14 protein-coding genes, 2 tRNA genes, 3 rRNA genes and 1 pseudogene are annotated in these 21,256 nt (G+C 56.9%); 4 read left to right on the forward strand and 16 right to left on the reverse strand.

The window, feature by feature from the left end; genetic code table 11:
• Nucleotides 1-121 precede the first annotated feature (121 nt).
• A complete protein-coding gene (locus tag ABGT66_RS08635; RefSeq protein ID WP_346690166.1) occupies nt 122-1,009 on the forward strand; it encodes an NADAR family protein in 888 nt (295 codons plus the stop codon).
• A gap of 377 nt (nt 1,010-1,386) precedes the next feature.
• On the opposite strand, the gene rrf is transcribed toward ABGT66_RS08635, so the two are convergent.
• From rrf to ABGT66_RS08675, 8 genes are all read right to left on the reverse strand, one after another.
• Nucleotides 1,387-1,502, reverse strand: a 5S ribosomal RNA gene (rrf, locus tag ABGT66_RS08640).
• Between the two features lie 92 nt (nt 1,503-1,594).
• Nucleotides 1,595-4,564: ribosomal RNA gene (locus ABGT66_RS08645) — 23S ribosomal RNA — on the reverse strand.
• A gap of 123 nt (nt 4,565-4,687) precedes the next feature.
• Nucleotides 4,688-4,762 (reverse strand) — tRNA-Ala (locus ABGT66_RS08650).
• A 15-nt stretch (nt 4,763-4,777) separates the two neighbouring features.
• A tRNA-Ile gene (locus ABGT66_RS08655) sits at nt 4,778-4,854 on the reverse strand.
• A 69-nt stretch (nt 4,855-4,923) separates the two neighbouring features.
• Nucleotides 4,924-6,440: ribosomal RNA gene (locus ABGT66_RS08660) — 16S ribosomal RNA — on the reverse strand.
• The 16S, 23S and 5S rRNA genes sit together here with 2 tRNA genes alongside, the layout of an rRNA operon.
• Before the next feature lie 209 nt (nt 6,441-6,649).
• Nucleotides 6,650-7,075, reverse strand: a complete 426-nt coding sequence (locus ABGT66_RS08665) for a GNAT family N-acetyltransferase (protein WP_294195110.1) — start codon at nt 7,073-7,075, stop codon at nt 6,650-6,652.
• Nucleotides 7,059-7,313, reverse strand: coding sequence for an alcohol dehydrogenase (locus ABGT66_RS08670; protein WP_346690167.1), 255 nt, complete (start codon nt 7,311-7,313; stop codon nt 7,059-7,061). The genes ABGT66_RS08665 and ABGT66_RS08670 overlap by 17 nt, the downstream gene beginning before the upstream one ends.
• Before the next feature lie 22 nt (nt 7,314-7,335).
• Nucleotides 7,336-8,514 carry a DUF3084 domain-containing protein gene (locus ABGT66_RS08675; protein WP_346690169.1) on the reverse strand — a complete coding sequence of 393 codons (1,179 nt, stop codon included), beginning with the start codon at nt 8,512-8,514 and terminating at the stop codon, nt 7,336-7,338.
• Nucleotides 8,515-8,842: 328 nt separating this feature from the next.
• Here ABGT66_RS08675 and ABGT66_RS08680 point away from each other — a divergent pair, with 328 nt between their 5' ends.
• Nucleotides 8,843-10,513 (forward strand): diphosphate--fructose-6-phosphate 1-phosphotransferase, encoded by a 1,671-nt coding sequence (locus tag ABGT66_RS08680; protein ID WP_346690171.1) that lies wholly within the window; start codon nt 8,843-8,845, stop codon nt 10,511-10,513.
• 25 nt (nt 10,514-10,538) lie between these two features.
• Here ABGT66_RS08680 and ABGT66_RS08685 read toward each other — a convergent pair whose 3' ends face one another.
• The 7 genes from ABGT66_RS08685 to ABGT66_RS08715 form a co-directional block, all read right to left on the reverse strand.
• On the reverse strand, nt 10,539-11,756 hold the full coding sequence (locus ABGT66_RS08685) for an ABC transporter permease (protein ID WP_346690172.1): 1,218 nt from the start codon (nt 11,754-11,756) through the stop codon (nt 10,539-10,541).
• Nucleotides 11,753-12,451: an ABC transporter ATP-binding protein gene (locus ABGT66_RS08690; RefSeq protein WP_346690174.1), complete on the reverse strand. Its 699-nt coding sequence runs from the start codon at nt 12,449-12,451 to the stop codon at nt 11,753-11,755. Before ABGT66_RS08690 ends, ABGT66_RS08685 begins: the two co-directional genes overlap by 4 nt.
• A gap of 3 nt (nt 12,452-12,454) precedes the next feature.
• A complete protein-coding gene (locus ABGT66_RS08695) occupies nt 12,455-13,651 on the reverse strand; it encodes an efflux RND transporter periplasmic adaptor subunit (protein WP_346690176.1) in 1,197 nt (398 codons plus the stop codon).
• Nucleotides 13,629-14,894: a TolC family protein gene (locus ABGT66_RS08700; RefSeq protein WP_346690177.1), complete on the reverse strand. Its 1,266-nt coding sequence runs from the start codon at nt 14,892-14,894 to the stop codon at nt 13,629-13,631. The genes ABGT66_RS08695 and ABGT66_RS08700 overlap by 23 nt, the downstream gene beginning before the upstream one ends.
• 18 nt (nt 14,895-14,912) lie before the next feature.
• Nucleotides 14,913-16,301 (reverse strand): HAMP domain-containing sensor histidine kinase, encoded by a 1,389-nt coding sequence (locus ABGT66_RS08705; protein WP_346690178.1) that lies wholly within the window; start codon nt 16,299-16,301, stop codon nt 14,913-14,915.
• Nucleotides 16,302-16,306: 5 nt separating this feature from the next.
• Nucleotides 16,307-17,008, reverse strand: coding sequence for a response regulator transcription factor (locus tag ABGT66_RS08710; protein ID WP_294195364.1), 702 nt, complete (start codon nt 17,006-17,008; stop codon nt 16,307-16,309).
• 147 nt (nt 17,009-17,155) lie between these two features.
• Nucleotides 17,156-17,860: a hypothetical protein gene (locus ABGT66_RS08715; protein WP_346690180.1), complete on the reverse strand. Its 705-nt coding sequence runs from the start codon at nt 17,858-17,860 to the stop codon at nt 17,156-17,158.
• A gap of 319 nt (nt 17,861-18,179) precedes the next feature.
• Between ABGT66_RS08715 and ABGT66_RS08720 the strand changes: the two genes are divergently transcribed.
• A complete protein-coding gene (locus ABGT66_RS08720) occupies nt 18,180-18,302 on the forward strand; it encodes a hypothetical protein (protein WP_346690182.1) in 123 nt (40 codons plus the stop codon).
• 635 nt (nt 18,303-18,937) lie between these two features.
• A complete protein-coding gene (locus ABGT66_RS08725) occupies nt 18,938-19,483 on the forward strand; it encodes a sigma-70 family RNA polymerase sigma factor (protein ID WP_346690184.1) in 546 nt (181 codons plus the stop codon).
• 260 nt (nt 19,484-19,743) lie between these two features.
• On the opposite strand, the pseudogene ABGT66_RS08730 reads toward ABGT66_RS08725, so the two are convergent.
• Nucleotides 19,744-21,021 (reverse strand): annotated as a pseudogene (locus ABGT66_RS08730) (IS256 family transposase).
• Nucleotides 21,022-21,256 lie beyond the last annotated feature (235 nt).

Here is a 21,256-nt window from a genome sequence, read left to right on the forward strand (position 1 = left end):
ACAAATAATGCCGACGTCATTGCCCCGCCGCAAAACAATAAGAATTTCTCGTATAATATCTGCAATGATAAATAACTTCAGAAACTGCCGTCATTAGCTATGTGCAGGGAGGAAATATAGTATGTCATTCAACCACAAAAAGCTGCTGCCGCCTCCGTGGCTCGCATACCCCGAAATAGAACGCTACTCCATTGGCTGGCGAATGGGATACGGCGAAGATTATCTATATAAATTCTCAGATTGGTTTTATTCGCTTCCGGAAGAGGGGCAAATAAAGTATCGTGACATGTTCCCTGAACCAGTCACATGGGCAGGCTGGTGGAATGATACAGACGATACAAATATATTAGAGCACGGCAACTTTATTGCTGCACTATGGACTCCGGATGGAAATCCTAAGTATACGCTCCCGTGGCTTCAGAGAACAACGGCAGAGGGTCAACGACATAAATTTTGCTTCTTCTGGGGACATCAGCCTGCTAATGACGGTTCCGTAACAAAAAGCTGCTTTAGTCAATGGTGGATGGCAGATTTCAACGCAATAGAACAGACATATTGCTGCATGGAGCAATACATGATGGCAGGAAAAGCGGAGCTATTCGATGACAAAGAAACGCGGGGAAAAATTTTAGCAAGCCGCAGCCCTAAGCAAATCAAGGAACTGGGACGGCGCGTCAAAGGCTTTGATCAAGCCACGTGGGATAAGGCTAAATTCTCAATCGTACTTAACGGGAACTGGTGCAAATTCAGCCAAAATATGGAGCTGAAGGCATTTCTCCTATCGACAGGCGACGCTATATTAGCCGAAGCCAGCCCGTATGACGGTATATGGGGCATACGCATGCAGGCAGACGCGCCCGATGCCGTCAATCCTCTGAAGTGGCGCGGGCAAAACCTCCTAGGCTTTGCGCTTATGGAAGTACGTGATGAACTGCGGCGCGTTACCAAGAACGAATCGTTATGTGAGTATGCGGCACGTAATCAAAGCAATAGTAAGCTGGCTAAATAACCCATGTGATGCGGTACAGCTGCATAATCCGCGCCTTCTCTCTTTCATGATTTTATGGCTTAGCACGTGCATGATTCGCATGTTTCTAGCAGTATCAATAACGAAATCATAGACGAATCATATTGGCTGGATAGATTAAAACGAGTAAAAGACGAGTGCATGTCCGAGTGATTATATCTTCCAAGCAAGTGCCACTGTTCAGATTGCTAAATTCATGCGAAAGCGTAAAGGTTGCACTGCAATAATAGTTGAGCTGCGATAGAGATTTTTGATGCATGTAGTATGCTATAAGTAATAACTCAAAGGCGCAGAGAAGCACATGCGCATATAAAGCAAGAGAGGGAAGTCATAAAGACTTCCCTCTCTCCTTCAACTAAATCCGGCGCCGGCCTACTCTCCCACGAATACCCTCCGCAGTACCATCGGCGATGAGGTGCTTAACTGCCAGGTTCGGCATGGAGCTGGGTGTGTCCACCTCTCTATGAGCACCGGAAATTTTTTCTCAACCTCTTAGACTCTGTTATATATCGTCTATTCGGTCGTGCGGTATAAAGCCTTCGCTTTAGATGTCCGCAAAGGATTTATGAGGTTAAGGCTTCGGCGTATTAGTATTGGTCGGCTCAAAGGGCGTTACCCTCTTACACCCCCAACCTATCTATCCGGTCGTCTGCCGGACGCCTTATCTACTTATGTAATGAGGTATCTCATCTCAAGGCCGGCTTCCCGCTTAGATGCCTTCAGCGGTTATCCGATCCGAACATGGCTACCCAGCGTGTGCACCTGGCAGTACAACTGGTTCACTAGCGGTTCGTCCATCCCGGTCCTCTCGTACTAGGGACAGTTCCTTTCAAATACCTTGCGCCCACAGTGGATAGGGACCGAACTGTCTCACGACGTTCTGAACCCAGCTCACGTACCGCTTTAATGGGCGAACAGACCAACCCTTGGGACCTGCTTCAGCCCCAGGATGCGATGAGCCGACATCGAGGTGCCAAACGCCGCCGTCGATAGGAACTCTCGGGCGGCATCAGCCTGTTATCCCCGGGGTAGCTTTTATCCGATGAGCGATGGCCTTTCCACTCAGGACCACCGGATCACTAGGACCAACTTTCGTTTCTGCTCGACATGTCTGTCTCACAGTTAAGCCACCTTATACCCTTACGCTCTCTGGGTGTTTTCCATTCACCCTGAGGTGACCTTCGCGCGCCTCCGTTACTCTTTGGGAGGCGACCGCCCCAGTCAAACTGCCCGCCTGACAATGTCCCGCGTCGTGCTTCAACGCTCGCGGTTAGAATCCCAGCAAGGTAAGGGTGGTATTCCAAGGGCGACTCCATATAGTCTGGCGACCATATTTCAATGTCTCCCACCTATCCTATACATACCTTACCGAAATCCAATATCAAGTTACAGTAAAGCTCCACGGGGTCTTTCCGTCCTACTGCGGGTAACTGGCGTCTTTACCAGTACCACAATTTCACCGGGTCTACTGTCGAGACAGCGCTCAGATCGTTACACCTTTCGTGCAGGTCGGAACTTACCCGACAAGGAATTTCGCTACCTTAGGACCGTTATAGTTACGGCCGCCGTTTACTGGGGCTTCAGTTCAAAGCTTCGACCGAAGTCTAACTTCTCCCTTTAACCTTCCAGCACCGGGCAGGTGTCAGACCCTATACTTCGGCTTGCGCCTTGAGCAGAGTCCTGTGTTTTAGTTAAACAGTCGCCTGAGCCTGGTTTCTGCGAACCGACAGCGCTTACAGAGTAAATCCTTAACGCCGCCAGCCACTCCTTCTCCCGAAGTTACGGAGTCAACTTGCAGAGTTCCTTAACAATAGTTATCCCGTTCACCTTAGCTTGCTAAGCCAACCCACCTGCGTCGGTTTGAAGTACGGGTTCGATAAATCTCCATAGAGGTTTTTCTCGGCAGCCGAGCTTTTGCACCTTCTCGAATTAGATTCTTCCACATCAGCTCTCAGGAACCCGAAAGAAGGGATTTGCCTCTTCTTTCTCCCTACGGCTTTGTACCGGGACGTCCATCACCCGGCGTGCATAGCTTTCTGCGTCGCCACATTTGTCAAACGATTTATCGAAGGGCAGGATTGTCTACCTGCTGTCCATCGGCTACGCCTTTCGGCCTCGCCTTAGGGCCCGCCTAACCCTGGGCGGATGAACCTTCCCCAGGAATCCTTGGGTTTACGGTGAGTGTGTTTTACGCACACTTTGCGCTACTCATGCCGTCATTCTCACTTCCATAATGTCCACGAACCCTTACAGGTCCGCTTCGTCCCTTATGGAACGCTCCCCTACCAGTCAACGAAATTCTCCGTTGAATCCGAAGCTTCGGCGCCATGCTTAGCCCCCCACATTTTTGGCGCAGGGACGCTCGACCAGTGAGCTGTTACGCACTCTTTCAAGGGTGGCTGCTTCTGAGCCAACCTCCTGGCTGTCTGGGCATCCCCACATCCTTGTAACACTTAGCATGGGCTTTGGGACCTTAGCTGTCGGGCTGGGCTGTTTCCCTTTCGACTACGGATCTTCGCACTCGCAGTCTCACTCCCAATCATGATGCGCAGGTATTCTTAGTTTGATTAAGCTCGGTAGGCGGGACCGCCCCCTTACCTAGTCAGTGCTTTACCCCCTGCGTTCTTAGATTGAGGCTGCACCTCAATGCATTTCGGGGAGAACCAGCTATCACCATACTCGATTAGCTTTTCACTCCTATCCACACCTCATCCAGGCCTTTTTCAACAGGCTGTGGTGCGATCCTCCAACCGGTGTTACCCGGTCTTCAATCTGGACATGGATAGATCGTATGGCTTCGGGTCTATAGTACGAGACTTGCGCCCTGTTCAGACTCGCTTTCGCTGCAGCTTCAAACCTTGTAGTTTTTAACTTTGCCACGCACTATAACTCGGCGGCTCATTTTCCAAGAGGCACGATGTCACTCCTTACGAAGCTCCATCTGCTTGTTAGCACGAGGTTTCAGGTCTATTTCACTCCCCGCCAGGGGTGCTTTTCACCTTTCCCTCTCGGTACTGTTTCTCTATCGGTCGCTGAATGTGTTTAGCCTTGGACCGTGGTCGGCCCGGATTCGTACGGAATTGCACGTGCTCCGCATTACTTGGGTGGCTTCCCAGAGGTTTTTCATTTTCACTTACAAGGCTTTCACTTTCTTCGGCCAGATTTTCCAACTCTGTTCGGTTAATGAAAAACTTTGTAACTCTGTGTAAGGGCCGCATCCCTTACTGGAAGCTCCCACAACCCCTGTGCCGCAACGCTTGCGGGCTTGGCACGGCTCAGGTTTGGGCTTTTCCCCTTTCGCTCACCACTACTTGGGGTATCTCTTACGATTTCTTTTCCTCGGGGTACTGAGATGTTTCACTTCTCCCGGTTGCCGCCTTTTTAAAAGGCTCACAGGTTGCCCCATGAAGGTTGCCCCATTCAGAGATCCGCGGGTCAATGGATGCTTGCTCCTCGCCGCGGCTTTTCGCAGCTTGCTGCGTCTTTCTTCGGCATTCAGCGCCAAGGCATTCCCCTCGTGCTATGTGTACCTTAACCTCATAAATCCTTTATGGACTTCTTCTAAAGTTTCTTACCACTCCAGTTTTTCACTTTTGAGCGGTTTTTCCTACTCTATACCGAAGTTTGTCATGGTGCGTTCATTATATTTAAGCAACATAATGGTGGAGATGATCGGAATCGAACCGACGACTTCCTGCGTGCAAAGCAGGCGCTCTCCCCCTGAGCTACATCCCCAGTAGTATTAAAAAATGGTGGGCCGAGGGAGATTCGAACTTCCGACCTCACGGTTATCAGCCGTGTGCTCTAACCAACTGAGCTATCGGCCCACTCAATAGTTGTGCATAAGGAAATGCGAGGAAACTAAATTTTTTACGGCATCTTGTGCCGCTCCTTAGAAAGGAGGTGATCCAGCCGCACCTTCCGGTACGGCTACCTTGTTACGACTTCACCCCCCTTACTCGGCGCACCTTAGACGCATCTCTCCTTTGCAGGTTGAGCCTGCGGCTTTGGGTGCCCCCAACTCGGGTGGTGTGACGGGCGGTGTGTACAAGGCCCGGGAACGTATTCACCGCAGCTTGGCTGATCTGCGATTACTAGCGATTCCGGCTTCATGTAGTCGAGTTGCAGACTACAATCCGAACTGGGACCGGCTTTGGAGGATTCGCCAACGCTCGCGCGTAAGCTGCCTTCTGTGCCGGCCATTGTAGCACGTGTGTCGCCCTGGGCATATAGGCCATGATGACTTGACGTCATCCCCACCTTCCTCCGCCTTGTCGGCGGCAGTCTCGCCAGAGTGCTCAGCTCCACCTGTTAGCAACTGGCAATAGGGGTTGCGCTCGTTGCGGGACTTAACCCAACATCTCACGACACGAGCTGACGACAGCCATGCAGCACCTGTTCACGCTCCCCAGCAAGCTGGGGTCTATCCGCTTTCACTTCAATACCACGTGTATGTCAAACCCAGGTAAGGTTCTTCGGTTTGCATCGAATTAAACCACGTGCTCCACCGCTTGTGCGGGCCCCCGTCAATTCCTTTGAGTTTCAGTCTTGCGACCGTAGTCCCCAGGCGGGATACTTAACGCGTTAACTACGGCACGGAACAACTGCTTGCCCCACACCCAGTATCCATCGTTTACGGCCAGGACTACCGGGGTATCTAATCCCGTTCGCTGCCCTGGCTTTCGCACATGAGCGTCAGTAGTGTGCCAGGAAGCCGCCTTCGCCACTGGTGTTCCTCCCGATATCTACGCATTTCACCGCTACACCGGGAATTCCACTTCCCTCTCACATACTCTAGTCCGCCAGTATCTGTTGTAGAACTGAGGTTGAGCCTCAGCCTTTGACAGCAGACTTAACGAACCGCCTGCGTGCGCTTTACGCCCAGTAATTCCGAACAACGCTCGCCCCCTACGTATTACCGCGGCTGCTGGCACGTAGTTTGCCGGGGCTTCCTCGTGTGGTACCGTCATTATTCTTCCCACACAACAGGGCTTTACATCCCGAGGGATTTCTTCACCCACGCGGCGTCGCTGGGTCAGGGTTGCCCCCATTGCCCAATATTCCCCACTGCTGCCTCCCGTAGGAGTCTGGACCGTGTCTCAGTTCCAGTGTGGCCGGTCGACCTCTCAGTCCGGCTATCCGTCTTCGCCTAGGTGGGCCTTTACCCCGCCTACTAGCTGATAGAACGCGAGTCCCTCTCCTGCCGGATTGCTCCTTTCACCTCTCGGCTTATGCGGTATTAGCATCCGTTTCCAAATGTTGTCCCCCTGCCGGAGACAGGTCCTCACGCGTTACTCACCCGTCCGCCACTTGGTTATACTCAAAGCAAGCTTCTTATATAACCCCGTTCGACTTGCATGTGTTAGGCACGCCGCCAGCGTTCGTCCTGAGCCAGGATCAAACTCTCCGTTTGATTCCTGATGCTTCGCTCGCTGGAATTGCGGAATTGCATCGTGCAATTCTTTATTTCCTTATGCACTATTCTATTGACATGGTTCTTATCGCTCAACCGTTTCAGCTTGTTGCGTGCCTCGTGGCGGCGACAAAAGGTAGTATATTACGCTTCCCCGAAAATTGCAAGCCCCTTTTTATAATTTTTTTGTAAATCTCCTATTTTTATTTTTAGGAGTATTCCATGGGGCGGCGCTGGAGTATCAGGAGGCCGTCGCGGGGCTCGAAGGAGAGGCGTCCCATGAACTCCGTCAGCTCGCTCGTGTATGTGACTATCACGGGGACGTTCTTTATCGCCGGATGGCCGAGCGCGTATGTGAGGAGCTGCGAGCCTATGCCTTTGCCCTGGTAGTCGGGGTGTACGAGGATGTCCCAGAGCGAGGCGCGGAAGACGAAGTCCGTGAGTATCCGGCAGAAGGCTATGAGCTTTCCTTCGTGACGGATGGAGAAGCACATGCTGGTGCCTTCGAGCATTTTTGCTATCTGGTCGAGCGAGCGGCTGCGTCCCCAGCGCGTGAAGCGGTAAAGATCCTGAAGCTCCGCGGGGCTGACCGCGAGCTTGCTGTCGTAGAAGTAGTATTCAGGATTTAATTTCATCAGGAAGTCCTTCGCGTATGAAGCCGTATAAGCTTCTGCTCTTCGTCGGGACGAGCGCGAGGCCGCCGACTATTTTGCGGAGGTCGCCGCGCCTTGCGTCTTTAGCTACGTTCAGCTCCATGAGCTGCCCCGCGCCGCAGCGCGCGCACGTCCACATCGCGCGAGCTTTTCCGTCCGCGTCGGGCGATCCCGGGAGCACCTGTAGCTCGCCGCATTTCTGACATGCCAGTATCAACATCGTTTATGCTTCTTTCGTTGTGTTATTTCAATATGAATTTTACGCGCAGGGGGCCTTCGGTGTAGATGTCCCTCGCGGCGACGATTTCAAGGCTGATATTATTCTCCACTTCCGTTATGTGGTCAAGCGCGTCGAGGAATTCCGCCGTGTCTATAGAGCCGACGTTGCCGGAGATGGGGTCGCGAAGGATGCCGTGGCCTACGGCGTTCTGGTTGAGCGTTTTAAGGGCCTGGAATACGGTTTCCTCTATTTCCTGACGCGATGTGTCGGGCGTGAAGGTGTGAGAATAGAGCACTTCGTTCTCTTTGTATATGAGGCCGGAGGGATAGCATTCGAGCTTCGAGGCGACGGCCTCGCCCTCGACGGCGTTGCCTTCGGCGACGAGGCGCAGGAGCCATCGCCCGGGCTCGCGCGTCACGCGGTCTTTGACGTAGCGCTGGGATTCGACGGTCACGTTAGGCAGGCTGACGGCCTCCGGCCGCTTGCCGAAACGGTACGCCAGCAGCGCGCGCGCCTCGCTGCGCAGCCTGTATATGTACTGGTCCACCTGCGCGGGGTCTATTTCCGGCCCCGTGAGGACTCCCTGCGAGAGCACTTCGCCGGAGAGCGCCGCGATGCGCCCCTCGCGCAGCCGCTGCATTCCAGACTTCAGGTCGTCGGATTCTTTTTTGAGGCTCGCGACGGACTCGGCGAGATCTTTGCTCTCTTTCATGAGGCGGTCGTTTTCCTTCTGGAGCGCCGCCTGTTCCTTTTCCATCTTCGCGCGCGTCTTACTCATCTCTTCAAGCTGGCTGCGCGCGTCCTCGAGGCTCTTCGCTCCCTCGGCTAGCTGCGTCTCGATACGCGTCAGCTCCTCCTGCTTTTCCGCAAGGTCTCCGCGGCTTTCAAAGAGGTCTATCTCCATCTGCCCCATCGTGTCGCGGTTCTTCTGGAGCTCGACCGTCAGGTCGGTGAGCTGGCGCTGGACGAACTGCATGCTGAACAGAGCCGTCCGCACCTGTTCGGACGCTACACTGAGTATCAGCAGCGTGGCGACCGCTATGCCGACGCCCGTGACTACGGAGATTATCCTCGACGTGTATTTCGGGCGCAGGTTCAGGAACGTGATGCGCTTTTTGCCGAGGCGCATCCCGATGACGTCTCCGGCCCACGAGACGAGCGCGCTCACGACGATGAGCGAGCCGAGCAGTATCCAGTTCATTTCACGAAAAATCTCAAACAAAGAACGACCTCGCTGTCAATCTGTATTTTTAACGCATTACCAAAGGTATTATAACAGATGAATGTGTCGTCTTTGTGGAGATGGGCGGCCTGCGGCGCAAAATATTACAGTATCTTAAAATTTCGGGAAAATTATGAATTTAGTGGTAAAATTATGGCTTGGGCGGCTTCGCCGCCGCGTTCATGCGAATCGCTCATGGACGTAAGGTCCGACAAATTTTCCGGGGCAGCTCCCGCGCACCGCCGCAGCGCAGCGTATGCGCCGCCGTGCGGAGGCGCCGGAGAGGCCGCGCAAGGAGCAGAGATATATGGAATCCATTCTTTCGCCGCTTCAGACGGCACGATACGAGTATAAGCCGAAACTGCCGGAGATTTATACGCACGGCATGTGCGGCATCCTCGCCGCGGAGGGCGAGCCGTGCGTCCCGCCCGCGGACTGCGAGGCTATAAAGAACATCTTCCCCAACACCTTCGGGATGAACCGCGTCTATTTCCAGAAGGGCGAGAACTGCGCGCCGAAGAGGAAAATCAACGCCGGCGTCATACTTTCCGGCGGACAGGCCCCGGGCGGCCACAACGTCATTACGGGACTCTACGACGCGCTCAAGGAGGCCGACCCGTCGAACAAGCTCTTCGGCTTCAAGAACGGGCCTTCCGGGCTGATAGAGGACGACTGCGTCGAATTCACCGACGAGATGATAGACCGCTACAGGAACACCGGCGGCTTCGACATCATCGGCTCCGGAAGGACGAAGCTTGAAACGGAGGAGCAGTTCAAAATCGCCGCGGAGGTCTGCGCGAAGCGCGGGATATCCGCGATTGTGATAATCGGCGGCGACGACTCGAACACGAACGCAGCGATGCTCGCGGAGTATTTCGTGCGAGAGAAGACCGGCGTGCAGGTCATCGGCTGCCCGAAGACGATAGACGGCGACCTGAAGAACGACAGCGTGGAGATATCCTTCGGCTTCGATACGGCGACGAAGACATACGCCGACCTCATCGGCAACATAGAGCGCGACGCCTGCTCCGCGCGCAAGTACTGGCATTTCGTCAAGGTCATGGGGCGCTCCGCCTCGCACGTCGCGCTCGAGTGCGCGCTGCGCACGCAGCCGAACGTCTGCATCATCAGCGAGGAGGTCGAGGCGAAGAAGACTAGCTTCACCGAGATTACGGAGCAGATTGTGCGCTCCGTCTGCGCGCGCGCGGAGCGCGGCGACAATTTCGGCGTCGTCATAATTCCCGAAAGCCTGATTGAGTTCGTGCCGGAGCTCAAAGATCTCATCGCCGAGCTCAACGACGTGCTAGCGACCAAGTCCGACGAGCTCGCCGCGCGCGCGGGGTGGAAGAAGTACGCCTACCTCGAGACGCTGCTTTCGCCGGCCTCGTATAAAGTATTCACGCTTCTGCCCTCGAACATACAGAACCAGCTTCTGATGGACCGCGACCAGCACGGCAACGTCCAGCTCTCGAAGATAGAGACGGAAAAGCTTCTGATCGAGCTCGTGCGCAAGCGGCTCGCGGAGCTGAAGCACGACGAGGTCTATCACGGCAAGTTCAACCCGATAAGCCACTTCTTCGGCTACGAGGGGCGATGCGCCTTCCCGTCGAACTTCGACGCCGACTACTGCTACTCGCTCGGCTACAACGCTTTCATGCTCATAAGCTACGGCTACACGGGCTATCTTTCGACAATCTCCAACCTCGCGCGCCCCGCGGCCGAGTGGCACGCGGGCGGCATACCGCTGACCGGCATGATGAACCTCGAACGCAGGAGCGGGCGCCTGAAGCCGGTCATCAAAAAAATGCTCGTCGACCTGAACGGCGCGCCCTTCCGTTATTTTGCGGAGCGGCGCGAACGCTGGGCCGTCGAGACCTGCTACACCTTCCCGGGGGCCATTCAGTACTACGGCCCGTCCTGCGTCTGCGACACAGTCACAAAGACGCTGGAGCTCGAGCATATGGAAAAGAGGGGCTGACACAGCCCCTCTTTTTTTTCGTCCTTTATTCGTATTTGAGAGCGTCTATCGGGTTCAGCAGCGAGGCCTTGTAGGCCGGGTAGTAGCCGAAGCCGACGCCGACCATCGCGGAGAAGACGAAAGCGAGCATTATCGAGACGAGCGTGAATACCGGCGGCGCGGCGGTGAACGTCGAGAGCGCGTAGCCCGCGACGACGCCGACTATGATTCCGAGCGTCCCGCCAACCATCGAGAGGACGACCGCCTCTATCAGGAACTGCATGCGTATGTCGCGCTCCGTCGCGCCGACGGCCATCCTTATGCCTATCTCGCGCGTGCGCTCCGTTACGGAGACGAGCATGATGTTCATGATGCCTATGCCTCCGACGACGAGCGATATGAAGGCTATCGAGCCGAGCAGCATCGACATTATCGTCGTCGTCTTGCGGCGCGCCTCGAGCATCTGCGAGACGTTGCGCACCGCGAAGTCGTCGGGCTCGCCGGGCATTATCCTGTGGCGTTCGCGCAGAAGCGCCTCGGTTTCGTTCTGGATGTAGTTCAGCGCTGTCATCGAAACGCCTTTGATGTAGATGTTGCCGATGCGCCCTGCCTCGCGCCAGCGGACGAGGCGGCGCTGCGCCGCCGTTATCGGCACGAGCATGAAGTCGTCCTGGTCGCTGCCCATCGCGGAAAGCCCCTTCGCCTCGAAGACGCCTATGACCGTGAACGGTATTTTATTGACGCGGATGGATTTACCCAGCGCGCTTGTGTCGGGGAATAGCTTTTCCTCGACCGTGCTGCCTATCACTATGACCTTCGCGCCCTGGCGGACGTCGCTCTGGTTTACGTCGCGCCCGTAGGCTATGCTCCAGTCCTGCACGTAGGAGTAATCCGCGGTGCTGCCGACGACGCTGGTGTCCCAGTTGGTGTTTTCGTAGACCACCGTGGCGCTGAGGTTTATCATCGGCGCGACGGCGTCTATGCCGGAGACCTCGCGCGCTATCGCTTCCGCGTCTTCGTCCGTGAGGTAAGACCTGCTGCCCATCGTCGAGCGCGAGGAGCGGTCCGGGAAGACCATTATGAAGTTGCTTCCGAAGGAGGAGATCTGCTCGTCGATGCTCTTGTTCGCGCCGGCTCCGACGGCGAAGGCCGCTATGACGGCGGCGACGCCTATGATGATGCCGAGCGCCGTGAGCATCGAGCGCGTCTTGTTTCTGCGCAGCGCCGTTACAGATGCGGTGAATACTTCGGGCAGGGCTATCATACCGGCGTCCTCCTTTCGTTGATTTCGTCCTTCATTATCACTCCGTCCTTAAAATGGAGGATGCGTTTCGCGTAGAGCGCGACGTCGTACTCGTGCGTGACGAGGATTATCGTCATGCCCTCGTCGTTGAGGCGAGTGAAGAGCGCCATTATTTCGTCGCTCGTCTTGGAGTCGAGGTTTCCCGTCGGCTCGTCTGCCATCAGTATCGGCGCGCGGTTCACAATGCCGCGCGCTATCGCGACGCGCTGCTGCTGTCCGCCGGAGAGCTGCGACGGCTCGTGATAGAGCCTTTCAGAAAGCCCCATCTCTATCAGCGCAGCCTTCGCCTTCTCGTGGCGCTGCGCGCGCGGCACGCCCGCATAGAGCAGCGGGAGCTCGACGTTCTCTAGCGCCGAGGTCTTCGAAAGCAGGTTGAAGCCCTGGAAGACGAAGCCGATCATGCTGTTCCTGATGTGCGCGAGCTCGTCGGAGCCCATATCCTCGACGTTCACGCCGTCGAGCAGGTATTCGCCCGACGTGGGCCTGTCGAGACAGCCGAGAATGTTCATCGTCGTCGATTTGCCGGAGCCGGAGGGGCCCATCATCGCGACGAACTCGCCCTTATCGACCTTGAGGTTGACGCCGTGGAGTATCTCTACGGGCTCGCCGCCGAGGTTGAAGCTCTTGCGTATATCTCTCAGCTCGACGAGAGCCATATCTTAATCGTCCTCTCTCGGCAGGATGACGCCCGTTATTACGCGCTGTCCTTCCTCGAGGCCGGAGACGACCTCGGTGTTCTGCCCGTCGGTGATTCCGCGCTCGACCTCGGCCTTGACCGGCTTGTCCTTATCGCCGAGCAGGTAGACCGCGGGGGCCGTAACCGCCGCTATGTTGCTCTTGCGTCCCGGGCCGGGCGGGCCGACCTCGACGCTCTGCCCCGTCACGGGCTTGAAGCGGAAGGCGCTGTTCGGCACGACGAGGATGTCGTCGCGCTTGTCGAGTATCAGAGAGACGTTCGCGGTCATGCCCGGAAGCAGCTTGCCGTCGGGGTTGTCGACCTTGACGATGACGGTGTAGGTGACGATGTTGTTCTCCGTCGTCGGGGAGAGGCGCACCTGCGAGACGCTGCCAGTGAAGGAGTCGCGCGGGAAGGTGTCCACCGTGAACTCCGCCGGCTGCCCCTCGTGGACGCCGCCGATGTCCGCCTCGTCGACGTTGACCTCGACCTGCATCTGCGTGAGGTCGCGCGCTATCTCCGCGATACTCGGCGTCTGGTAGCTTGCGGCGACGGTCTGTCCCTCTTCGACGTTCTTGGCGACTATTACGCCGTCCACCGGAGAGTATATTTTCGTATATCCGAGGTTGATTTTCGACCTTTCGAGCGAGGCGCTCTGCTGTTTGACGCGCGCCTCGGCCGAGGCGAGGTTCGCCTTCGCCTGCAGCCACGTGCTCGTGTCGGCGTCGACGTCGGCCTTAGCGACGAGGTCGCGCTCCGCAAGCTCGCGCGTGCGGCGCAGGTTCTTCTCCGCAACGGTCAGAGCCGCCTGTGCGTTGAGCACCTCGGCCTTAGCAGACGCGAGCGACGCTTCGCCCTGCGCCACGTCGGCCTCCTGCGTCGCGGAGTCCATGAGCGCTATCAGCTGCCCGGCCTTGACCTCGCTGTTGTAGTCGAAGTAAAGCGCCTCTATCGTGCCGGATATCTGCGTACCTACGTCGACCGTCTCGACCGGGTTCAGCGTGCCTGTCGCCTGTATGGTCGACTGGAGCGTAGTGCGCACCACCGGCACTGACTTATATTGTATCGAAGGGGCTCGATTGAGCCACCACCATCCGCCGCCGCCCGCCGCCGCAGCGATTATCAGCAGCGCCGCCGCGAATCTGAATTTTTTGCTTTTAGTCGGCAGTCTGTTCGCCATAGCTCAGTCCTCCCATTGCTTTTTCAAGGTTTATCCGCGCGTTCTTGCAGTCGTAGAGCGCGAGCACGGTGTTCGCCGAGGCTACGGCGTAGCCGTCCACGGCGTCCGATATTTCAAGGTTGTCGCCCACGCCGGCCTTGTAGCGTCCGAGCGCGAGGTCGAGCGTCGCCTTCGCGGCGCGCTCCGCCTCCTGCGACGAGGTCAGCGATTCCTTCGCCTGGCGCAGGTCCTCCCACGCCGTGCGCACCTCGAGCGTCACGGAGTTCTCGAGGCCTACGAGCTCCGCCTCGGCCTGCCGCAGCTGCGCGCGCGCCTGCTCGACCATGCTCTTCGTCAGGCCGCCGTCGGTAAGCGGCACGGAGAGCGTCAGCCCGGCGTTCCACTGGTCGTGGTCGAAATAGGAATGATTTCCGAAGCTGTAGCCGGCGGACGCGGAGAGCGACGGAGACAATCCCTTCATCTGGAGAGTTACGTTTTCCGCCGCGGACTCGACGCGGAGCCTTCTGGCCACAAGCTCCGGGCGGTCCTTCATCGCGCCCGCGACCGCGTCGTCCAGGCTTATGCTCCAATCCTCGTAGCCGAGCATATCCTCGACGCCGCTTATTTCCATCAGCGGCACGCCCATGGCGTTTGCGAGCTCGGCGCGGCGCAGCTCCTCGTTGCTCTGCGCGCGGACGAGCGTCAGCTTCGACGATGCGAGGTCCGATTCGGCCTTTGTGACCTCGATTTTAGCCTTCGTCCCCACTTCGTAGTAGGAGCGCGCCCAGTCTAGGCGCTTTTCGTAGTTGTCGTACCTCGTCTGCGCTATATCCACGTCACGCACGGCGCGGTTGAGCGCGTAATAGGCGTTGTAGACCCGCTGCACGACGAGGTCGACGGTCTCTTCATAGTCCGCCTCCGCGGCCTCGGTGGAAAGGCGCGCGCGCTTTATCCTCGTCTCGCGCCGCCCCCAGTCGCTGATGGACTGATTCACGGAAACGCCGGTGCTGTAGCTGCCCTCATGGTCGTCGCCCGTGCCGCTGCGCCTGTACGAGCTGTTCGCAGAAAGCTGCGGGCGTCCGGGCGCCGCGGCCTGGTTTATCGTCGTACGCTCCGCGTTGAGGGACTCGCGCGCCGCCGTGATGTCGGGGTTGTTCTTCATCGCCGTCGCGAGGCAGTCGTCCAGCGTTAGCGTCCCGGCGGACGAGGCTCCCGCGCAGAACAGCGTCAGAGCCGCCGCGAAAAGCGCTGTTTTAAGTTTCATCGGACTGCACCACTCCTTTTACAGATAATTTCTCTTGGGTATCTTCACTGTGAAGCGCGTGCCCTTTCCGGGCTCGCTTTCGACCTCTATCGTGCCGCCGTGCGCTTCGACTATCGCCTTGACTATCGCGAGGCCGATGCCTATCCCGCCGCTCGTGCGCGCACGGGATACGTCCGTGCGGTAGAAGCGCTCGAAGATGTACGGAAGGTCCTTCGCCGCTATTCCTATGCCGGTGTCCGCGACGCTGACGGTCATCTCCTTTTCGCCGCCGGTCAGAGCGACGGTGACGGAGCCGCCCGCGTCGGTGTAGCGCAGCGCGTTCGACAGAAGGTTCTCGACCACCTGACGCATTTTCGCGCCGTCGAGCTGCATCATGACGCCCGGCTCTATATCGCGTTTCAGCTCGACGCCCTTGTTTTTATAGAGCGGGTCGAATACGAGCGAGGCCTTCTCCACGACAGACGACGCGTCCGTCTCTTCGACGGAGAGCGAGTGCGCCGCGCCCTCTATCGAGGTGAGCTTCTCCACCTCGCGTATAAGCTGCGACAGCCGGTCCACCTCGCTGACCGTGAGCCGTATCCGTTCCGGCGTCGGCTCCCACACGCCGTCCTCTATTGCCTCGAGGTGCGACTTTATGACGGCGACAGGGTTGCGCAGCTCGTGCGCTATGTCGCTCATGAGGCGCTTGCGCAGCTCCTCCTGCTCCTCGAGCCCGCGGCCGAGGCGGTCTACGCTCTCGATAAGCGTCTGAAGCTCTGTTATGTCGGAGGCGTTCTGCCCCTCGACCGTGTACTTGCCCATGCTTATCTGCTGCGCGCGCCGCGCCGCGTTGAGCACCGGAGTGCTGATCCTGTAGGCCATGAATATGGCTATCATCGCGGCTATTATAAGCATGACCGCGACCGCATAGTACATAATCTTATTGAAGTTGTTGAGGAAATTGCTCTCCGGGCTCTTGTCGAACGGCAGGACGGTGAAGAACACCTGCCCTACGCGCTCGCCGCGCGCGATTATGTCGCGGCTCCTGACCTGAAGCCCCTCGGGAAGGACGACGGGGCCGCGCTGGTGATGCCCGCGTCCGTGCATCGGGCCGGACTTCACCATAAAGCGGCTGTAGCTGCGGACGAGGTTCCCCTCAGCGTCCTTTATCTGAATCATAGCTATCGGCCAGCGTATAAAGTCGGAGCCGCGCGGGAATATCCCACGCGCGCGCCACGTGCCCGTCTCCTCGTAGAGCGAGGCGAAATAGTCCGTGAACTCCGTCTCGTACTCGTCAAGCCTGTCGTTGAGGAAATTCTTGAACTGCCATTCGAGCAGCTCCGATATCGCCGTCGGTATGACGAGCATACAGACGATGACGATTACCATATATTGAAAAATGAGCTGCGAACGGAGCGAGTGCTTCATGTCCGTTATTCCGAAATCTTATAGCCGAAGCCGTGGACGGTGCGAATGAAGCCGTTCTCGTGCTCCGGGTCCGAGAGCTTTTTCCGTATATTCTTGATATAGCTGTCTATCGAGCGCTCGAAGCCGTCGTATTCGTAACCGAGCGCGTAGGTGATAAGGTCGTCGCGGCTCCACGTCTTGTCCGGGCGGGCCGCCATCTTTGACAAAATCATAAATTCGTTGCGCGTCAGCGAAACCTCTTCGCCGTTCTTCTTCACCGTCAGGTTCTGCGGGTCAATCACGAGCGCGTCCCCGACGCGGATGAGCTCCGACGCGGAATCCTCCGCTGTGCCGCTCTTGCGCAGGTTCGCCCTGATGCGCGCCATCAGTATGCGCGGCGAAAAGGGCTTCACTATATAGTCGTCGGCCCCGGCGTCGAGCCCCGCGACGATGTCGTCCTCGCCGCTCTTCGCCGTAACCATGATTATCGGGGCGCTCGAGCTCCGCCGTATCTCGCGGCAGACGTCTATTCCCGACATGCCGGGGAGCATCAGGTCGAGAATGACGAGGTCGAACTGCTTCTCTCTGAACTTCCCTATCCCTTCGAGGCCGTCCGCAGCAATCTCCGCGGAATACCCGTCGCGCTCTATATAAGCCTTCTCGACCTCGGCTATCGCGCGCTCGTCCTCTACGATAAGTATCCTCATGTCCTCACCGTCTCTCGTCAAAGTTCTTCGCCCCCATTATATTCCCTTTTCGTCCGCTTCTACTTACAAGTTTGAGCGGATTTCAGCATCCGCCCAAACTTTTCCCGTCTGTTTGCGCCGCGCGCCGGAGATTCGCTCCGGCGGCGGGGTCAGATATTTCCGCGCCGCCTAGTAGGCAGGTCCGTCCCAGTGACGCGGGCCGCCGTGCCATCCGTCCGGGCCGCAGCCGTGACGGAAGTGTCCGCCGCCCCAGTGGTGACGCGGAGCCCAGCGTCCGTCCCTCGGCCCTTCGCGCCAGCCGTCTCTCGGGCCGTGCCATCCGTCGCGGGGGCCGGAGCGCCCGTCGCGCGGGCCGCAGTACCAGCCGCGCCATCCGTCGGGATCGTCGAGCATCGCGTCGAAGCGTTCCATCGCGAGCTCGCGGTTAATCTTCTCGGCCTGGCTGAAATATTCCCACGCGCGCACCTTGTTCGGCTTATCCTTGCTCAGCTCGTCGATGAACTTCACCCACGCGCCGTTGCCGTAGCCCATGCGCCTGTCGTGGCGTGCGATCCATCCGCAGCGCCCCTTGCTGTGGTCGTGATTCTCGATGCAGTTGCGGAAGCCCTTCTCGCGGAACTCCTGACGAAGGTCGAGCTCTTTCGCGAAGAGCGTGCGCGCGCGCTGCTTATCCGGCTTCTCCTTCCGGAGCTCGTCGCGCAGCTCGGCGCGGACCTTGCGCATCGCCTCGAAGTGCGCGCGGTCCTCCCGGCTCAGCTCCGGCCCGCGGCGGAAGTCTCCGCGCGGCGCGGGGCCTCCCTGCGGCTGATAAGCCGCGGCCGCCCCGGCAATTCCCAGCACCATTACGAAAGCTCCTATAACCTTTAATTTCATTGCGTCGTTCCTCCTCTATGTTATCTCCGGTTCGTGTCCGGCTCTCTTTGACGAGTTTATGATAACAATCCGCTATGACGATTTTATGAACGATTTATGGAGATTTTGTGAACGCGCGGCGGGGGACAAAGACCTGATGCACGCCGCTCGTGCCGATACCGAGATGCGACGGAAGATACTTCGGCGTGCAAGGCCGGATAACAAAATAGAATCATGTTGCCGCTCTGTTGTATAATAATCCACGGAAGGGGCCCGGGCAGTGTAGCCGGGCACTGCCGAGCAAGGGATTTCCCCCGGCTAGGAAGGGGGGAATGAACGGATGGCAAAAAACGAAAAAGGCCGCTCATTCTACGAATGGGCGACCCTCATCGTCAAGCTGCTTACAGCGTGTGCTGCGCTCGTAGCAGCTATTGCGGAATTACTCCGCTATGCCAACATGTAACTTGGCCTTAAATGTCTAGGCTGAGGTCCCACGCTCAGCTTAGGCAGGCCGGAGAGGAGTTTTCCCGCTTTCCCTTTCCGCGGGCCTCTCTCTTCCTATTTCGTATTATACCATCTTTCCCGCCTCGCGCTATCTATCGGACATTCACCCCCACAGCCCAACCGCACAGATTTGTAAAACTTCTGCCGGTATGCTCCCCACTATGTCGCCCCTGAATGCTTCTGTCAGTGGCCCCCATCCCAAACGCTAGAGACCGCATTCAAAAAAAGAGCCTATATATCCGGAAAGCGCCCGTTAATCGTCATTCCGCGCTCCGACGGAACGGCCTGTCCGCGCAGCGGACATTAAAAATTTCTTTAGGCCGTTCCTAGTATCGGCAGCGTTTGGCCGATGGACGCGGAATCTAGTGTCGTTAAATTCCGTTAGGTATGGGAATCTAACGACGCTGGGCCCCGCGTCAAGCGCGGGGCGACGGGAGGGCTGTTCCACGTATAGTTTAAGTAAGTAATGCTGCTCCGACACCGTTGACGTTTGCCGCCTCCGCGCTCTCCGCGCCTCCGCAATTTTTCGTTTTTGTAAAACCGCCGCCGTTTCCCCACCATTGGAGGCAATTTCATCCAAAGGAGGGGACTGTCATGTCCTTTACGGAAAATCCGCGGAGCGCGCTCTGCTCCGTTGGCGTGTGCTGTGAAGTGTGCGGCGTGGAGGCGGAGCTTGAAGCATACGCGCCGCTCGTGCGTTCGGTCGCTTGGCGTTACGCGGGGCGCGGCGCGGAATTTGAGGATTTGGTGCAGGAGGGGTGCCTCGCGCTGCTCGTGCTGATACCGAGGTGCCCGGACAGGCGCTGGCTCGAGCGCTATCTCAAAACCAACCTTCCGGGCTACGTGCGCGACGCGGCGGCGAGAATGAGAAAGCCGATAACGAACGGAGGCGAGACGATGACTGAAGAACTTGAAGCGACGCTCGGCAGAGACGAAGAGCGCTACGAAGAGACGGAGCTGCGCGAAACGCTCGAGCGTTTGCTCACGCGCGAGGAGCTCGACATAACGCAGGCGCTGGTCGAGGGCTTCACGCAGGCGGAGATAGCGAAGGGATTAGGCGTAACGCAGCAGGCCGTAGCCGCGCGCGTCAAGAAAATCCGCGCGAAGCTCCGCGGCGCGTTCTACGACGAACGCGGATGAAAGCCGCGAGAAAACAAAAAAGCGAGACGAACGAAAAAGCAAAGTCTTGCAAAAAATTGCAGCTTGTGTAAAATACTTCTAAATGGAGCCTGTGAAGTTCTTTCTGTAAGTTATCCAAGACTGCCGCTGCTGTGGCAGTTGATTTTGATGTGGCGGCGTCTTTTCGCCAGACGCCGTCACGTTTCTACTATAGGGTATAGGCCGCTAAGCGTCAATTTCTCAATTTGACGCCGGTATCGTTTTTTAGCATGAAGTCACGGCTACTCAGGCAGCCTCCCCTCGTACATTATCGACAGTTCTCCGTATATTTTGCCCCAGTCGCGTATTGGAAGCCTCCATTTCTTCGTGGCTTCCATTGTGGCGAGGTACAGCGCCTTGAGTAAAGACTGGTCTCCGGGAAATGAACTGCGCTGGCTGTTCAGACGCCGGTATATGGAATTCAGGCTCTCTATGGCGTTCGTCGTATATATGACGCGTCTTGTCTCTGACGAAAATTTGAAGATTGGAGATATGGCGTCCCAGTTCTTGTACCACGATTTCATCGAGTTAGGATATTTCTGCTGCCATTTCTCAGCGGCTCGGTCAAGCTCGCCAAGGGCGAGTTCTTCGCTGGGTGCGCCGTATATCCTGCGGAGGTCGTTCGCGAACGCCTTGCGGTCTTTGTCGCTTACATATTTCAGCGTGTTCCTGACTTGATGTACAATGCATCTTTGATATTCGGTCTGCGGGAAGGCCGCCTCTATGGCATCCTTGATGCCGGTAAGGCCGTCGGCACAGACGATAAGGATGTCTTTTACGCCTCGGTTCTTAAGCTCGTTAAGGATAGAAAGCCAGTACTTCGCGCTCTCGTTCTCCCCAATGTAGATGCCAAGAACGTCCTTGTGTCCGCTCGCAGATATGCCTAGAACAATATACGCAGCCTTCCTGCGTACGCCTACCTCGTCCCTTACAGCGTAGTGAATTGCGTCGATGAAGACTACCGGATATACATCTTCGAGCGGACGTGACTGCCATTCCTGTATCTTAGGCAGAAGCTTATCAGTAACGTCTGAAATGAATCCCTCTGACACCTCAAAGCCGTATATATCCATGATAGTGTCGGAAATATTGCGTGTCGTCATTCCTCGTGCGTACATGGCGATTATCTTCTGCTCGATAGCGTTGATATCCTTCTACGGCAGACGCCCCCGCATACTGCGCCGGCTGAGGATATTTTTGAATGCGCTCCGCGCAGCCGGCTTGTAATGTCCCTTCTTCACAACCTTTGGTTCAAAGGCTGAGTCTCGATCCTGAGGAACGTCTATAGTGATGCTGCCAGCGCTGCTCATGATTTCCTTTGATTTGTATCCGTTACGGCTGTCGGGGTTGTCTGAATGTTTATACTTCTCGTACCCAAGATGCTCGTTCATTTCCTCTTCGAGCATATCCTTGATGGTGTCTCCGAGAAGGTCCTTGACGGCATCTTGGAGATCCGCCGCCGTCTTGATATCGTACATACCGACGAAATTGCGGAGGAACTCGCGCTTTTCCGGGCTCATCTCGGAACGGCGCTGCCGCCTGGTTTTCTTAGGCTCATCTGAAGAACTCTGCTGTTTGCTGATGCGTGACATAATAAACCATCCTCCTAGCAAGTCTACCATAGCAGGGTGGGATGGATTTCAACTTACAGAATTCTGTTCACACTCTCTCTAAATGCGCGCAGACCGCGTGCACTAGTCAACAAAAATTGGACATTAGATTTTTCTAATCCTGTACAATAGGGGTATATCTCTT

The sequence above is a fragment of the uncultured Cloacibacillus sp. genome, assembly GCF_963926575.1.
Taxonomy (GTDB): Bacteria; Synergistota; Synergistia; order Synergistales; family Synergistaceae; genus Caccocola; species Caccocola faecigallinarum.

Bases quoted from the DNA above. Each gene is read 5' to 3' on its own strand.
- ABGT66_RS08705 (WP_346690178.1), bottom strand. From the start codon at position 16,301: ATGAAGCACTCGCTCCGTTCGCAGCTCATTTTTCAATATATGGTAATC.
- ABGT66_RS08670 (WP_346690167.1), bottom strand. From the start codon at position 7,313: ATGTTGATACTGGCATGTCAGAAATGCGGCGAGCTACAGGTGCTCCCG.
- ABGT66_RS08700 (WP_346690177.1), bottom strand. From the start codon at position 14,894: ATGAAACTTAAAACAGCGCTTTTCGCGGCGGCTCTGACGCTGTTCTGC.
- ABGT66_RS08675 (WP_346690169.1), bottom strand. From the start codon at position 8,514: ATGAACTGGATACTGCTCGGCTCGCTCATCGTCGTGAGCGCGCTCGTC.
- ABGT66_RS08695 (WP_346690176.1), bottom strand. From the start codon at position 13,651: ATGGCGAACAGACTGCCGACTAAAAGCAAAAAATTCAGATTCGCGGCG.
- ABGT66_RS08715 (WP_346690180.1), bottom strand. From the start codon at position 17,860: ATGAAATTAAAGGTTATAGGAGCTTTCGTAATGGTGCTGGGAATTGCC.
- ABGT66_RS08725 (WP_346690184.1), top strand. From the start codon at position 18,938: ATGTCCTTTACGGAAAATCCGCGGAGCGCGCTCTGCTCCGTTGGCGTG.
- ABGT66_RS08720 (WP_346690182.1), top strand. From the start codon at position 18,180: ATGGCAAAAAACGAAAAAGGCCGCTCATTCTACGAATGGGCGACCCTC.
- ABGT66_RS08665 (WP_294195110.1), bottom strand. From the start codon at position 7,075: ATGAAATTAAATCCTGAATACTACTTCTACGACAGCAAGCTCGCGGTC.
- ABGT66_RS08680 (WP_346690171.1), top strand. From the start codon at position 8,843: ATGGAATCCATTCTTTCGCCGCTTCAGACGGCACGATACGAGTATAAG.
- ABGT66_RS08690 (WP_346690174.1), bottom strand. From the start codon at position 12,451: ATGGCTCTCGTCGAGCTGAGAGATATACGCAAGAGCTTCAACCTCGGC.
- ABGT66_RS08685 (WP_346690172.1), bottom strand. From the start codon at position 11,756: ATGATAGCCCTGCCCGAAGTATTCACCGCATCTGTAACGGCGCTGCGC.
- ABGT66_RS08635 (WP_346690166.1), top strand. From the start codon at position 122: ATGTCATTCAACCACAAAAAGCTGCTGCCGCCTCCGTGGCTCGCATAC.